A 13,784-nucleotide genomic window follows, 5' to 3' on the forward strand; every position below is an offset into this window, starting at 1 on the left:
GTTTCGAAGCCTTGCTGGCTCTTAGGGTTCGGCGGTGTGTTCGAAGTTTGGTGTTCGAGGGTTCGCGATCGAAGGTAATGCGTTCGATGGTTCGGCCGGTTGGCGGCAGGTACGTGGAGTACGCCGGGCGGCACAGATAAGTCCAGGAGGGCTCAGCTCATGTCAGCAGTAAGCGCTATTTCCGGTTCGTCCGTTTCCGCTCCCGCTCAGGAGGCGGCGCCCGCTGCTGCCTCCCGGCAGGCTCCGCTGAGGCTGACTCGCCGCGGACGCTTCGTCTTCTTCGGCCTGCCGCTGATCCTGCTGGCCGCCCTGGTCCTCTCCCTGGCCGGGTTCCTGAACGCCCCGGCCAAGGCCGCCGACTCGGCCGCGGAGCTCTCGCTCACACCGACCGTCACGGTGACGGTCCAGCCGGGGGAGTCGCTCTGGGCCATCGCCGGTGAGGTCGCCCCGGAGCGGGACCCCCGCGACGTTGTTGCCGACATCGTGCAGCTGAACAACCTCGAAGCCGCGCGGGTCATCCCCGGCCAGCAGCTCTACGTACCCGCCAAATAGACCACCCCGCCAAGGCCGCCGTCGGCCGCCCCGGCGGGCCCCGGGCGGTCACAGTTTCGGGGCCGGGGCCGGTCTCACTTAAACTGGGCAGGTGACTGACCAGCTAGAGCGCCTCAACCGACTGCCCCTCCGGACCAATCTGCGCGGACTGCGCCCCTACGGTGCGCCCCAGTTGGATGTCCCCATCCTGCTGAACGTCAACGAGAACACCCATGGCGTCCCGGCCGACGTCCGCGCGGCCATCGCCGAGGCCGTGACGGAGGCCGCCGCCGGACTGAACCGATACCCGGACCGCGAGTTCACCGAACTGCGCGAAGCCCTCGCCGAATACCTCGGCCACGGCCTGGACGCCGGCAACATCTGGGCAGCCAACGGCTCGAACGAAGTCCTGCAGCAAATCCTCCAGGCCTTCGGCGGCCCGGGCCGCACCGCGCTCGGCTTCCCTCCCACGTACTCGATGTACCCCCTGCTCGCCGCCGGTACGGACACCGAATACATCGTCGGGGTCCGCGCCGAGGACTACGGGCTCAGCGCCGAATCGGCAGCCCGCCAGGTCCGGGAGCTGAAGCCCAACGTCGTTTTCCTCTGCTCACCGAACAACCCCACCGGCACCGGCCTGGGTCTCGACGTCGTCGAGGCCGTCTACGAAGCCGGCGAAGCCAGCCAGACAATCGTGATCGTCGACGAGGCGTACCACGAGTTCGCCCACGATGGCACGCCCAGCGCCCTGACCCTGCTGCCGGGCCGCGAGCGGCTCATCGTCTCGCGCACCATGAGCAAGGCCTTCGCCTTGGCCGGGGCCCGGCTCGGCTACATGGCGGCGGCCCCGGAGGTCACCGACGCGCTGCGCCTGGTCCGGCTGCCGTACCACCTCTCCGCAATCACCCAGGCGACGGCGCTGGCCGCCCTGCGCCACCGGGTGGCGCTGATGGCCGACGTCGAGGACATCAAGCGCCAGCGCGACCGGATCGTGACGGAGCTGACCCGGATGGGCCTCAAGCCCGCCGCCTCCGATTCGAACTACGTCTTCTTTGGCGGCCTCGAGAACCCGCACGAGACCTGGCAAGGGCTGTTGGACGCCGGCGTGCTCATCCGCGACGTCGGCATCCCCGGCCACCTGCGCGTGACCGCCGGAACTGAGACGGAAACCACAGCGTTTCTGGAAGCCCTCGAACGGATCCTGGCCGGCCACGAAGTGCAGTCCGCCTAGACTTAAGCCAGGACCCACGCACACCGTCCCGTTCGCCGGGCGCCCGCCTCATCCAAAGGACATCCCACATGAGCAACACCGGATCAGCCGCTGCCCGGACCGCACGCCTGGAGCGGACCACCAGTGAATCCTCCGTCCTGGTCGAGATCAACCTGGACGGCACCGGCGTCTCGGACATCAGCACCTCCGTGCCGTTCTACGACCACATGCTGACCGCGCTGAGCAAGCACTCCCTGATCGACATGACGGTCAAGGCCACCGGCGACATCCACATCGACGTCCACCACACCGTGGAAGACGTCGCGATTACCTTCGGCGAGGTCCTTCGCACGGCGTTGGGCAACAAGGCCGGCATCCGCCGCTTCGGCGAGGCCACGGTGCCGCTCGACGAGGCGCTGGCCCAGGCCGTCGTCGACGTTTCCGGCCGTCCCTACCTGGTGCACACCGGCGAACCGGCCGGTCAGGAGTACCACCTCATCGGCGGTCACTTCACCGGCTCCCTGACCCGGCATGTCTTCGAGGCGATCACCCTGCACGCCGGGATCTGCCTCCACATGAACGTCACTGCCGGCCGGGACCCGCACCACATCGTCGAGGCTCAGTTCAAGGCCTTCGCCCGCGCACTGCGCGCCGCCGTGGAGCCGGACCCGCGGGTCGAGGGCATCCCCTCCACCAAGGGCGCGCTGTGACCGGCAAGGTGCTCCGGGACGGGGCCATCATCAACCCGGACGCCGCCAGGAAGCCGGTCTCGCCCGAGGGCAAGCCCACCGTCACCGTGCTCGACTACGGTTCCGGCAACGTCCGCTCCGCCGTCCGCGCCCTCGAACGCGCCGGGGCCGAGGTCATCCTCAGCTCCAAGCCCGAGGATGTGCTCAACGCGGACGGGCTTGTCGTTCCCGGCGTCGGTGCCTTCGAAACCGTCATGAACGAGCTCAAGGCCGTCGACGCCGTCCGCATGATCGGCCGCCGCGTTGCCGGCGGCCGGCCCGTGCTCGCAATCTGCGTCGGATTGCAGGTCCTGTTCGAAGCCGGCGTGGAACACGGCACCGTGGCCGAGGGTATGGGGGAGTGGCCGGGCAAGGTCGAGCTCCTGCCGGCCGAGGTCGTGCCGCACATGGGCTGGAACACGGTCACCGTGCCGGAGGGCTCCCGGCTCTTCGCCGGCGTCGAAAACGAACGCTTCTACTTCGTGCACTCCTACGGCGTCCAGCACTGGGACTTCGACGTGGTCCAGCCGCGGATGGCCGCCCCGCTCGTAACCTGGTCCGAGCACGGCGCCCCGTTCATCGCCGCGGTCGAAAACGGCCCGCTGTGCGCCACCCAGTTCCACCCGGAAAAGTCCGGCGACGCCGGTGCGCGCCTGCTCCGCAACTGGGTGGACAGCCTCCGCGGCGGCGGCAAAGCCGGTACCGACCAGGCCGCCCTACCGGAACAGACCGACTAGATGTGGTCCATAGTGCTGATGGGCCTCGCCGGCCTGCTGGTTGGCGGCGCCCTGTCGTTCCGGCAGCAAAAAAGCCCGCTGTGGGTGCAGGTCGTGTTCTACGTCCTGGCCGGCATGGCCCTGCTGGCCGCCTACCTCTTGACCCTGCCGGGGAACTGACCCTGCCGTGCAACTGACCGCCCGCAAAACGCGCACCCTTTCCCCGACCCGCCGCCCCAACACCGTGAGGACCTTCCGATGACCACCGAAACCCCGCTGCCGGTACTCGAGCTGCTCCCCGCCGTCGACGTCGTCAACGGCCAGGCCGTGCGCCTGGTCCAGGGCGAGGCAGGCAGCGAAACCAGCTACGGCACGCCGCTGGAAGCCGCGCTGAACTGGCAGGAACAGGGTGCCGAATGGGTCCACCTCGTCGACCTCGACGCCGCCTTCGGCCGCGGGTCCAACGCCGAACTGCTGCGCGAGGTCGTCGGCCGGCTGGACATCAAGGTCGAACTCTCCGGCGGGCTGCGCGACGACGATTCCCTGGAAAAGGCCCTGGACCTTGGCGTCGCCCGGGTGAACCTGGGCACCGCGGCGCTGGAGAACCCCGAGTGGACGCACCGGGTGATCGAGCGCTTCGGTGACAAGATCGCCGTCGGCCTCGACGTCCGCGGCACCACCCTCGCCGGCCGCGGCTGGACCAAGGAAGGCGGCGACCTCTGGGACGTCCTGGGCCGCCTCGAGGAAGCCGGCTGCGCCCGCTACGTCGTCACCGACGTCACCAAGGACGGCACGCTGCAGGGCCCGAACGTCGAGCTGCTGCGCCAGATGGTGGAAAAGACCGGCAAGCCCGTCGTGGCCTCCGGCGGCATCTCCAGCCTCGAAGACCTCAAAGTCCTGCGCTCCCTCGTGCCGCTAGGCGTCGAGGGCGCCATCGTCGGCAAGGCCCTCTACAACGGCAACTTCACGCTGCCCGAAGCCCTCGACGTCGCCGGCCGCCGCTAAGCACGTCCCGGCCATGGAACACACCACCGAGCCCGGCGGGCGCCCCCTGCCCGGCCACATCGCTGCCGCCCTCGCCGGCGCCGGCGGCGCGACGGACTCCGCGGGGCAGCCCTGGGCCGGGCGCAGCCTCAGCGGTGAGGACGCCAGAATCCACAACTTCGAGGACGACGACGGCGCGGCCGACGCCGGCTACCTCGCCGCGCTGGCGGGCCTCGCGTCCGGTGAAGCCGACGAGGCAGCCGTGGTCGCGTCGCTGGCGGCCGCACGCGTCTTTGTCCCGATCCTCGCCAGCCTCGCCGAAGAAGGTGACGCGGTGGGAGGCCAGGAAGGCAAGGAACAGCACGGCGGCGAAGTGCACGGCGACAAGCAAGCGGACATGGCCCTGGTGACGCTCAAGGCGCCGGACGGCCGGACGGCGCTGCCGGTCTTCACCTCGGCCGAAGCCCTCGCCGCCTGGCACCCCGGGGCCCGGCCCGTGGCGGTGTACGCCGCCCGGGCGGCCCTGTCTGCCGTCGCCGAGGGCGCCGAGCTGCTGGTGCTGGATCCCGGCTCGGCAACCACCTTCGTGGTGCGCCGTCCCGGCGTCTGGGCGCTGGCCCGGCAGCACGGCTGGATACCCAGCTACAGCGACCCGGCGGTGGCGGAGGCAGTGGGCGCAGCCGCGGCCGGCGTTCCGGCGCTGCGCCGGGTGGAAATCCATCCCGGCGGCGGCGTTGCCTCGGCGCAGGCCGGCGGTCGACAGCTTCCCGGCGGTGGCGCGGGCCCGGAGCTGCGCGTGGTGCTGTACCTTGAAGACGGCCTCGACCCCGCTGCGGTACAGTCCATCGTGGCCGGACTCAACGACGCCTGGGCCCGGGATGTCACGTTTGCCGAACGGGTCGACTCGATCGAAATCAAGTTGCAGCGCGCAGCACAGTAGCCGGGAACCGGCGCGGAGACATTCCGGTGCTGCCGAGGGCAGTACACAAAGGAATGCAGTTTCGTGAACTTCGCGCTTTACCGGGACCTGCTGGCCGTGAGGCCCATTAGGAACCTCCTGCTCGTGGGCATGGTTGCCCGCATCCCGCACTCCGCCGCCGGGGTGCTGCTGACCCTGCACATCGTCCTGACCCTGGGGCAGGGCTACGCCGCCGCAGGGGCGGCCGCCGCGGTCATGACGATCGGCATCGCCGTGGGCGCCCCGTGGCGCGGCCGCCGGGTGGACACGGTCGGCCTGCGCCGGGCGCTGATCCCGTCCGTCGTCTCCGAGACGGTCATCTGGTCGATCGTGCCGCACGTCAGCTACCAGTTGCTCCTGCCGCTGGTCTTCGTTGGCGGCCTGCTCACGCTGCCGATCTTCAGCGTGGTGCGCCAGTCGCTGGGCATCCTCGCCACCGGTGAGCAGCGCCGGACGGCCTTCGCCCTGGACGCGATCAGCACCGAACTGGTCTTTATGATCGGCCCCGCCGCCGGCGCCCTGGTCGCCACCGCAGGCTATTCCGTGCTGGGCCTGACCGTGGTTGGCGTCGCCACCTCGCTCTCCGGCCTGTTCCTGATGTGGATCAACCCGCCCACCCGCAGCGCCGTGTCCGGCCTGGCCCCGGATCCGGCGTTCGAGGCATGCCAGCAGGAGGGCGCGGAGACCGCCCTGGTCGCCGCGGCGCCCGCCCACCTGCAGGAGGCCGCGGCCGAGCTGGCACCGCTGGCGGCCGCGGAGCAGCGGCGGCAGGGCCGCCCCGGCCTGCGGCACAAGGTCCGCCACAACTTCGCCTGGTTCACGGCCGCCGTGGCGGCGGTCTTCGCCGTCGCCGCCGGTGCCGGCATGGTGCTCAGCGGCACCGACGTCGGAATCGTAGCCGCCCTGCAGACGGGTGGCCACCAGGCCGAAATCGGCATCGTCTTCCTGTTCTGGTGCGCGGCGTCGGTGCTGGGCGGCCTGGTCTACGGCGCCATGCACCGGCCCGTATCACCCGTCCTGCTGCTGCTGGGGATGTCCGCGCTGACCCTTCCCATGGCGTTCGCGCAGGACACCTGGACGCTGGCGCTGCTGTCGCTGCTGCCGGGCCTGCTCTGTGCCCCGGTGCTCTCCGCCGCGTCGGAGAAGGTAGCGGAACTGGTGGAGGAGGGCCGCCGCGGCGAGGCCATGGGCTGGTACGGTTCGGCGCTCACCGGCGGCGTCGCCCTCGGCGCCCCGCTGGCCGGGCTCTTCATCGACGGCGTAGGTCCGGGCGCGGGGTTCATTTCCGTGGGGGTGGCCGGCGTTGCGCTGTGCCTTGTCGGCCTGGTCCTGCAGCGCCGCCGCCGGCGCCGGCTCGCCGCAGCCTAGGGGGCGTGGCTTCGCCGGCAGCGCCCCCGCCGGGGATAGGCCTTAACGACGACGGCGGCGGGCGGACCGCTGTGGTCCGGCCGCCGCCGTCGTCATTTGTTGCTGGCGCGCTACCCTGCCGGGCAGGCGGCGGATGGCTAGTTAACCGCCCCGGTGTACTTCTCGCCCGGGCCCTTGCCCGGTGCGTCCGGGATAACGGATTCCTCGCGGAAGGCCAGCTGCAGGGAACGCAGTCCGTCGCGCAACGGCCCGGCGTGCTGGGAGCCGATCTCCGGAGCCGCGGCGGTGACCAGCCCGGCCAGGGCCGTGATCAGTTTGCGCGCCTCGTCCAGGTCCTTGAGTTCTTCGGCGTTGTCCTCGGCGGCCAGGCCGAGCTTCACTGCGGCGGCACTCATCAGGTGCACGGCGGCGGTGGTAATGACTTCGATCGCGGGGACCTCGGAGATGTCGCGGATCTGCTGGGAGACATCGGCCTGGGCGTCGGCCGGCTGGTAAACGTGTGAATTACGCTCTGGAGTGCTCATGCTGGTAAGCTTGTCACAGACCAACTGAATGTCGTTATTTCTGCAGAAGTCCACAAACGGAACAGGGATCCGGCGGCGCCACGTGCGTTGAGCCGGTATCTTTCTGTAGAATCGGTTTTCAGTTTGCAAGCGGAGTTCTCTCCCACCCGCGTCAGCCGCGAGTATTCCCTAGGAATCAAGGTTGCCGGGTACCTGGTCGGGCATTTTCACCGGGCATTACGCCTGGCGGGTATGCATGCAGCCTCCTCGCGAGGACGGCAGTACCGATCTTTGAGGCCTTCGATTGCTCCGGCAATTGGAGGCCTTCTTCATTTGCCGGCGGAGTACCCGTCACGAACACAGGAGCTTTAACATTAGCGAGCCAAGAATCAATGAGCGTATCCGCGTCCCCGAGGTGCGGCTGGTCGGCCCTGCAGGCGAACAGGTAGGAGTCGTCCGTATTGAGGATGCCCTGCGTTTGGCTGCCGAGTCCGACCTTGATCTCGTTGAAGTTGCACCGCAGGCCAAGCCTCCGGTGTGCAAGCTGATGGACTTCGGCAAGTACAAGTACGAAGCCGCCGTCAAGGCGCGCGAGGCCCGGAAGAACCAGACCAACACGGTCCTGAAGGAAATCCGCTTCCGCCTGAAGATCGACACCCACGACTACGAGACGAAGCGCGGCCACGCGCTCCGCTTCCTCGGCGCCGGTGACAAGGTCAAGGCCATGATCCAGTTCCGCGGCCGTGAGCAGCAGCGCCCCGAGATGGGCATCCGCCTGCTCCAGCGCTTCGCGGACGACGTCGCCGAAGTGGGCGTTGTCGAGTCCAGCCCGCGCATCGACGGCCGCAACATGGTCATGGTGGTCGGACCGCTGAAGAACAAGGCAGAAGCCAAGGCAGAGGCCCGCCGCGCAACGCAGCGCGCCGAAGCCAAGGCCGAGAACGAAGCCAAGGCAACAGGCGGTGGCCGCGTTGACACGTCCGGCCCCGAGGCGCCCCTGACGCAGTCGCTTGCCGATCTTCTTCCGGAGGGCTACCAGGTCCGGACCGAGGCCCCCGCGACGGAGGCTCCGGCAACGGAGACTCCCGCAACGGAAGCTCCGGCCGAGGCAACGGTAGCTGCCGAGGCCCCGGCTGAGGAGGCCCCGGCTGCGAAGGCTCCCGTCCAGGAAGCGCCGAAGCAGGAGGCTCCCAAGGCTCCCAAGGCCGCTCCGAAGCGTGAAGCCCCCAAGGCTGAGGCTCCCAAGGCCCCGGCCAGGCCGGCCGCAGCCAAGGCGCCCGCAGCGCCCAAGGCCGCTGAGAAGGCCCCGGTTGCCGCCAAGGCGCCCGAGGCTGACAAGGCCGCACCTGCCACGGCACCGAAGCCCGTTGCTGCTCCGAAGCCGGTTCCACGTCCAGCGGCGCCGAAGCCTGCCGCACGGCCGGCGGCTCCCAAGGCCGCCGCCAAGCCGGGCGGCAAGAAGACCAACTAGTTCACGGCTGCCGGACCGCAATGTCCGGCAGCAGGCAACCAGCACGCCGCCCGCAGGGGTGGCTGCACGAAAGACTGCAGACCCGTCTGCGGATACGTAAGGAGATCGGTTCCCATGCCGAAGATGAAGACCCACAGCGGTGCTAAGAAGCGCTTCAAGCTGACCGGCAGCGGCAAGCTGCGCCGCCAGCAGGCCAACCGCCGCCACTACCTCGAGCACAAGTCCTCCAGGCTGACCCGCCGCCTCGCCGGCGACAAGATCGTCTTCAAGGGCGACGCCAAGGTCATCCGGAAGATGCTCGGCATCTAAGTTCCAAGTTCACGGACCGGTAGCCACCTGGCGGCGGTCCACTACCAAAAAGGCTTCTCAGGCCAGCCGGTTTCCCGGCAGTAGACGCTTGGGATCAGAATTTTCGAAGGAGTACGCACGTGGCACGTGTGAAGAGGGCGGTCAACGCCCACAAGAAGCGCAGGGTTATCCTCGAACGCGCAAAGGGCTACCGTGGACAGCGTTCACGCCTGTACCGCAAGGCGAAAGAGCAGCTGCTGCACTCGTTTGTGTACAGCTACGGCGACCGCAAGAAGAAGAAGGGCGACTTCCGCCGCCTCTGGATCCAGCGCATCAACGCTGCATCCCGCGCCAACGGCCTCACCTACAACCGTCTGATCCAGGGCCTCAAGGCCGCTGAGGTCGAGGTTGACCGCCGTATGCTGGCCGAACTGGCCGTCTCCGACGCCAACGCGTTCGCCGCGCTGGTCAAGGTCGCCAAGGACTCGCTGCCCGCCGACACGTCCGCTCCGGCCGTCCAGGTCGAGGCTGCTGCGGCCCCGAAGGCTGCGAAGAAGCCTGCCGCCAAGAAGCCTGCTGCCAAGAAGGCTGACGCCGAGGCCGCAAAGTAGTTCCTCCCGCCGTCGAAAGACAGCGTCGTTCAAGAACTGCTCGCGAGAGCAACTAAGGTTCTTATATGAACGAAACCGGGCGCCCGCAAGACTTTCCACTTTCCAATCCTCGAGCCGATCGAGTGAGGAAGGTGGCACAGCTTGCCGGGCGCCCGGCCCGTTTAAAGCGCAGCGAGTTCCTGGCGGAGGGCCCCCAGGCTGTCCGCGAAGCCCTGGTCCTGCACCAGAAAAGGATTGCAGCGGGGGAGCCCGGCATCGTCTACGAGGTCTACGCCAGCGAGGCTTGCCTCGACCGGCACCCGGACCTGGAGGCACTTGCCGAGGGCACCGCCGCCTACCTCGCTACTGACGAAGTGCTGGCCGCGATGGCGGACACCGTCACCCCGCAGGGCATCCTCGCGGTCTGCGGCTTCCTGGACGTCGGCCTCGACCGGGTCCTCGACGCGGGTCCGCGGCTGATCGCGGTCCTGTGCCAGGTCCGCGACCCCGGCAACGCCGGAACCGTGCTCCGGGCAGCCGACGCAGCCGGCGCGGACGCCGTCGTCCTGACCGCGTCGAGCGTTGATATCTACAACCCCAAGGCCGTGCGGTCCACGGCCGGGTCGCTCTTCCACCTGCCGGTGGTGCTGGGCGCCGACGTCGAGGACCTGGTGGCCCGCTGCAAGGAACGCGGCATTGGAATCCTCGCGGCGGACGGCCAGGGCCAGCTGAACCTGGACCGGCTGCAGGACGAGAATGCGGCCCGCCGGCTGGGGGCGTCCGCCGCCGAATCGGTTTATGCGCTGGAGGGCCCCACGGCCTGGTTGTTCGGCAACGAGGCCCAGGGGCTGTCGGAGGATGAACTCGCCCTGGCGGACCACCGTGTTGCCGTCCCGGTCTACGGAGCGGCCGAGAGCCTTAACCTCGGCACAGCGGCGACGGTCTGCCTGTACGCCAGCGCGCGGTCGCAACAGCGCGGCGCGTAGGCTGCAGCACCTCCCGGACAACCAACGACGGCGGGGGCCCACCATTCGGTGAGCCCCCGCCGTCGTTCTTTCAGCGCTGCGGCACGGCGGCCGGGACGCTGACTTGAGCGAATTAAGTGGTCCGGTTGCGTCCGGTGACGGCACCGTAAATGCCGGCAACGACGAGGCCGCCGACAATGGCCAAAATCCAGGAACCCAGGTTCCAGAATTCCATCTTGCCGCCGCCGAACAGCAGGTCGCCGATCCAGCCGCCGACAATGGCCCCGACGACGCCGAGCACGAGGCTGGTGACCCAGCCGCCGCCGACCTTGCCAGGCATGATTGCCTTAACGATTGCACCTACAATGAGTCCGAGAATGATCCAGCCTAGAAAGCCCATGTCTCCTCCTACATATTCGTCGGCATTCACCTTAGGAATCCCGATTATGGCTTCAAGCTAACACAGGCGTGTTCCCGTGTCAGCAACATCACACTCAATCGTTACGTACCTCCTGCGGCCCTGCCGCGGTGCGGGAGCGGGCCCGAAAAAGGTACGGTGTTCCTTGCGGACACGGGCACCCGGCGGTTTCCGCGTCCACCGAAGAAAAACCTCCAAAGGAGAAGCTCTCTTGGCTGCAAACGGCGGTACCAAGGCGATCGTCGCGGCGTTGGCCGCCAACCTGACGATCGCAGTCCTCAAGTTCATCGCGTTCATATTGACGCTCTCCTCGTCGATGCTCGCGGAGGCCATCCACTCGCTCGCGGATTCAGGGAACCAGCTGCTCCTGCTGGTCGGCGGCAAGCGGGCCAAGAAGGAGGCGAGCCCGGAACACCCCTTCGGCTACGGCCGGGAACGCTACATCTACGCCTTCATCGTCTCGATCGTGCTCTTCTCCGTCGGCGGCCTGTTCGCCCTCTACGAGGCCTGGGGCAAAATCCAGCACCCGCACGGCATTGAAGGGGATTTCTGGTGGGTTCCGCTGGCGGTGCTGGCCGGCGCCATCATCGCGGAGTCCTTCTCCTTCCGGACCGCCATCCGCGAGTCCAACCCGCTGCGCGGCAAGCAGAGCTGGGTCCACTTCATCCGCAACGCCAAGCAGCCCGAGCTGCCCGTCATCCTGCTGGAGGACTTCGGCGCCCTGCTGGGCCTGCTCTTCGCGCTCTTCGGCGTCAGCCTGACGCTGGTCACCGGCAACGGCATCTGGGACGCCCTCGGAACCGCCATGATCGGCCTGCTGCTGGTGGCAATCGCTGCCATCCTGGCGGTGGAAACCAAGTCCCTGCTGCTGGGTGAGTCCGCGACCAAGGCCGACGCCGCGAAAATCCGCGGCGCCATTGAGGCCGACGGCACCAGCATCATCCACATCAAGACCATGCACCTGGGTCCGGAGGAACTGCTGGTGGCAGCCAAGATCAGCGTCGGCGCGGCCGATTCGGGCCGGGACATCGCGGTGGCCATTGACTCCGCCGAGGTCCGTATCCGGGAGGCGGTACCGACCGCGCGCGTCATCTACCTGGAACCGGACGTGCAGCGCGTTAGCGCCCGCTAAAGCGGACGATCCGCCGGAGGCCGCCGGGCCGGTACCGCATGGCGCGGTTACCGGACCAGCGGCCTCCGGCGTTCCACCGCACCGCTCAGGGCCGTGACGCCAAGGCCCAGGAGGGCCAGCACCGCCCCCACCAGGGCAGGTGCCACGTAGCCCCAGCCCCAGGCGATGACAAGGCCGCCGAGGAACGCGCCGAGGGCGTTCGCCACGTTGAGGGCCGCATGGTTCAGCGAGGACGCGAGCGACGGCGCGTCGGGGGAGGCGTCGAGGAGCCGGGTCTGCAGCGCCGGGACCAGCATGGAGCCGGCCGCTCCCACTACAAAGACCATCACGTAGGCCGACCACGGCCAGTGCACGGCCACCGCGTAGACCACCAGCGCCACGGCGACGCCGGGCAGCACCCAGTAAATGGTGCCCATCACGGACCTGTCCGCGATCCGTCCGCCGACGATGTTGCCGACCACCATGCCCACGCCGTACAGGGCGACGACGAGCGGCAGCCACTCCGCGGCGATGCCGGCCACCGAGGTCATGGTGTGCGCAATGTAGGTGTACGTGGCGAAGAACCCGCCGAAGCCGACCACGCCGATCAGTACGGCCAGCCAGACCTGCAGCCGCTTCAGCGCGCCCAGTTCACGGCGGATGCTGGCGTCCGCATGGGGTTTCTGGAACGGCACGAACTTCCAGAGCATCACCATGGTGGCTATCCCGATCAGGCCGACCAGCAGGAAGAGTAGCCGCCACCCGAAGGCCTGGCCCAGCCAGGTCCCGAACGGCACCCCGATGACGTTGGCTACCGTGAGCCCGGCCATCACCATCGAGATGGCCCAGCCGCGTTTGGTCGGCGCGACCAGGGAGGAGGCAATGACCGCGGCAACGCCGAAGAAGGCGCCGTGCGGCAGCCCCGCGGCAAAGCGGGAGACCAGCATGGTGCCGTAGTCGGGGGCGATGAAGGAGCTGAGGTTGGCGAGGCTGAAGAACAGCATGAGTCCGAGTGCGAGGTACTTGCGTGGCAGTTTGGCCCCGACGGCGGCCAGCGCCGGCGCGCCCACCACCACCCCCAGGGCGTAGGCGGAGATCAGGTGCCCGGCCTCCGGGGTGCTGACGCCCAGGCCCCGCTCCACCTCCTTGAGCAGACCCATCATGGTGAATTCCGTGGTGCCGATGCCGAATCCGCCCATGGCCAGGGACACGATGGCGAGGGCAAGGTGGCGGGAGCCGGTTTTCGGCGTCGCGGGGGCGTCTTTGGTGGTTGTCATCTGCTCTGCTTTTCGGAATTGATCCCGGCCGAGCCGGGGGAATGCTGCGTGCTGATTAGGCGGTTGGCCGTTATAGGTCTCCGGGCAGGGAACGCGGGGCGCCTGCCCCGGTATTCCGGCGCCTATCCCAGCGCCGGACGCCGGGTCTATCATCATTGTCCCCCGGCAGCGCGGCACCGGGCGCCCCTAGACTGGTGGACGTGACTGAACTCATCAACGTCGTCGGCGGCGCGGTAGTGGATTCCCTGGCCGCCCCCCGGTCCCTCCTGGTGGCGAGGCGGACGGCGCCGCCGCAGTTTGCCGGCATGTGGGAATTCCCCGGCGGCAAGGTGGATCCCGGCGAGACACCGGAACGCGCCCTGCACCGTGAACTGCTGGAGGAACTCGGGGTGGAGGTCCGGCTGGGGCCCGAACTGCCCGCGGCGGCAGCCTCCGGCTGGACACTCAACGACCGGGCCGCAATGCGGGTCTGGTTCGCCGAGTTGGCAGCCGGCACGCCGCAGCCGCTGGAGGACCATGACGAACTGCGCTGGGTGGCGCTGGCGGACCCGGCGGAAGTCCTGGGGCTGCCGTGGATCCCGGCGGACCTGCCGATCGTTGAAGCGCTCCTGGCGGCTGTCGCGGCGGAACCCTCGCCAAACTGAGCCCGGTGTGGCTACGCTGGGG

At 68.7% G+C, this 13,784-nt stretch carries 17 protein-coding genes; 14 read left to right on the forward strand and 3 right to left on the reverse strand.

The window, feature by feature from the left end; genetic code table 11:
* Nucleotides 1-159: 159 nt before the first annotated feature.
* From AC1MBE_RS15825 to AC1MBE_RS15860, 8 genes are all read left to right on the forward strand, one after another.
* The gene (locus tag AC1MBE_RS15825; RefSeq protein WP_346959771.1) at nucleotides 160-552 is read left to right on the forward strand and encodes a LysM peptidoglycan-binding domain-containing protein; all 393 of its coding nucleotides are present in this window, start codon (nucleotides 160-162) and stop codon (nucleotides 550-552) included.
* 91 nt (nucleotides 553-643) lie between these two features.
* Nucleotides 644-1,762, forward strand: a complete 1,119-nt coding sequence (locus AC1MBE_RS15830; RefSeq protein ID WP_479779544.1) for a histidinol-phosphate transaminase — start codon at nucleotides 644-646, stop codon at nucleotides 1,760-1,762.
* A 68-nt stretch (nucleotides 1,763-1,830) separates the two neighbouring features.
* Nucleotides 1,831-2,451 carry an imidazoleglycerol-phosphate dehydratase HisB gene (gene hisB, locus AC1MBE_RS15835; protein WP_479779546.1) on the forward strand — a complete coding sequence of 207 codons (621 nt, stop codon included), beginning with the start codon at nucleotides 1,831-1,833 and terminating at the stop codon, nucleotides 2,449-2,451.
* Nucleotides 2,448-3,206 carry an imidazole glycerol phosphate synthase subunit HisH gene (gene hisH, locus AC1MBE_RS15840; RefSeq protein WP_479779548.1) on the forward strand — a complete coding sequence of 253 codons (759 nt, stop codon included), beginning with the start codon at nucleotides 2,448-2,450 and terminating at the stop codon, nucleotides 3,204-3,206. Before hisB ends, hisH begins: the two co-directional genes overlap by 4 nt.
* Nucleotides 3,207-3,365 (forward strand): hypothetical protein, encoded by a 159-nt coding sequence (locus AC1MBE_RS15845; RefSeq protein ID WP_479779549.1) that lies wholly within the window; start codon nucleotides 3,207-3,209, stop codon nucleotides 3,363-3,365. It abuts the gene before it with no gap.
* A 78-nt stretch (nucleotides 3,366-3,443) separates the two neighbouring features.
* Complete coding sequence (gene priA / locus AC1MBE_RS15850; RefSeq protein WP_479779551.1) at nucleotides 3,444-4,190, forward strand: bifunctional 1-(5-phosphoribosyl)-5-((5-phosphoribosylamino)methylideneamino)imidazole-4-carboxamide isomerase/phosphoribosylanthranilate isomerase PriA; 747 nt, start codon at nucleotides 3,444-3,446, stop codon at nucleotides 4,188-4,190.
* 13 nt (nucleotides 4,191-4,203) lie between these two features.
* Entirely contained in the window at nucleotides 4,204-5,109 is a 906-nt protein-coding gene (locus tag AC1MBE_RS15855) for an SseB family protein (RefSeq protein ID WP_479779553.1), read from the forward strand.
* 63 nt (nucleotides 5,110-5,172) lie between these two features.
* Complete coding sequence (locus AC1MBE_RS15860) at nucleotides 5,173-6,495, forward strand: MFS transporter (protein WP_479779555.1); 1,323 nt, start codon at nucleotides 5,173-5,175, stop codon at nucleotides 6,493-6,495.
* Between the two features lie 137 nt (nucleotides 6,496-6,632).
* Here the strand turns inward: AC1MBE_RS15860 and AC1MBE_RS15865 are convergent, their stop codons facing one another.
* Nucleotides 6,633-7,019 carry a DUF1844 domain-containing protein gene (locus tag AC1MBE_RS15865; RefSeq protein WP_479779556.1) on the reverse strand — a complete coding sequence of 129 codons (387 nt, stop codon included), beginning with the start codon at nucleotides 7,017-7,019 and terminating at the stop codon, nucleotides 6,633-6,635.
* A gap of 394 nt (nucleotides 7,020-7,413) precedes the next feature.
* On the opposite strand from AC1MBE_RS15865, the gene infC reads away from it, so the two are divergent.
* The 4 genes from infC to AC1MBE_RS15885 all read left to right on the forward strand — a co-directional run bounded on the left by infC (nucleotide 7,414) and on the right by AC1MBE_RS15885 (nucleotide 10,333).
* The gene (infC, locus tag AC1MBE_RS15870) at nucleotides 7,414-8,469 is read left to right on the forward strand and encodes a translation initiation factor IF-3 (protein ID WP_479779558.1); all 1,056 of its coding nucleotides are present in this window, start codon (nucleotides 7,414-7,416) and stop codon (nucleotides 8,467-8,469) included.
* Nucleotides 8,470-8,583: 114 nt separating this feature from the next.
* The gene (rpmI, locus tag AC1MBE_RS15875) at nucleotides 8,584-8,778 is read left to right on the forward strand and encodes a 50S ribosomal protein L35 (RefSeq protein ID WP_009358635.1); all 195 of its coding nucleotides are present in this window, start codon (nucleotides 8,584-8,586) and stop codon (nucleotides 8,776-8,778) included.
* 119 nt (nucleotides 8,779-8,897) lie between these two features.
* Nucleotides 8,898-9,368 carry a 50S ribosomal protein L20 gene (rplT, locus tag AC1MBE_RS15880; RefSeq protein ID WP_175323251.1) on the forward strand — a complete coding sequence of 157 codons (471 nt, stop codon included), beginning with the start codon at nucleotides 8,898-8,900 and terminating at the stop codon, nucleotides 9,366-9,368.
* Nucleotides 9,369-9,433: 65 nt separating this feature from the next.
* Nucleotides 9,434-10,333, forward strand: a complete 900-nt coding sequence (locus tag AC1MBE_RS15885; protein ID WP_479779559.1) for a TrmH family RNA methyltransferase — start codon at nucleotides 9,434-9,436, stop codon at nucleotides 10,331-10,333.
* A 112-nt stretch (nucleotides 10,334-10,445) separates the two neighbouring features.
* Here the strand turns inward: AC1MBE_RS15885 and AC1MBE_RS15890 are convergent, their stop codons facing one another.
* A complete protein-coding gene (locus AC1MBE_RS15890) occupies nucleotides 10,446-10,712 on the reverse strand; it encodes a GlsB/YeaQ/YmgE family stress response membrane protein (RefSeq protein ID WP_479782660.1) in 267 nt (88 codons plus the stop codon).
* 229 nt (nucleotides 10,713-10,941) lie between these two features.
* On the opposite strand from AC1MBE_RS15890, the gene AC1MBE_RS15895 reads away from it, so the two are divergent.
* Nucleotides 10,942-11,862, forward strand: coding sequence for a cation diffusion facilitator family transporter (locus tag AC1MBE_RS15895; RefSeq protein WP_479779561.1), 921 nt, complete (start codon nucleotides 10,942-10,944; stop codon nucleotides 11,860-11,862).
* 47 nt (nucleotides 11,863-11,909) lie between these two features.
* Here the strand turns inward: AC1MBE_RS15895 and AC1MBE_RS15900 are convergent, their stop codons facing one another.
* On the reverse strand, nucleotides 11,910-13,118 hold the full coding sequence (locus AC1MBE_RS15900; RefSeq protein ID WP_479779563.1) for an MFS transporter: 1,209 nt from the start codon (nucleotides 13,116-13,118) through the stop codon (nucleotides 11,910-11,912).
* A 200-nt stretch (nucleotides 13,119-13,318) separates the two neighbouring features.
* On the opposite strand from AC1MBE_RS15900, the gene AC1MBE_RS15905 reads away from it, so the two are divergent.
* Nucleotides 13,319-13,762, forward strand: coding sequence for a (deoxy)nucleoside triphosphate pyrophosphohydrolase (locus AC1MBE_RS15905; protein ID WP_479779565.1), 444 nt, complete (start codon nucleotides 13,319-13,321; stop codon nucleotides 13,760-13,762).
* The last annotated feature ends 22 nt before the right edge of the window (nucleotides 13,763-13,784 follow it).

Source organism: Arthrobacter sp. BG5, assembly GCF_056680155.1.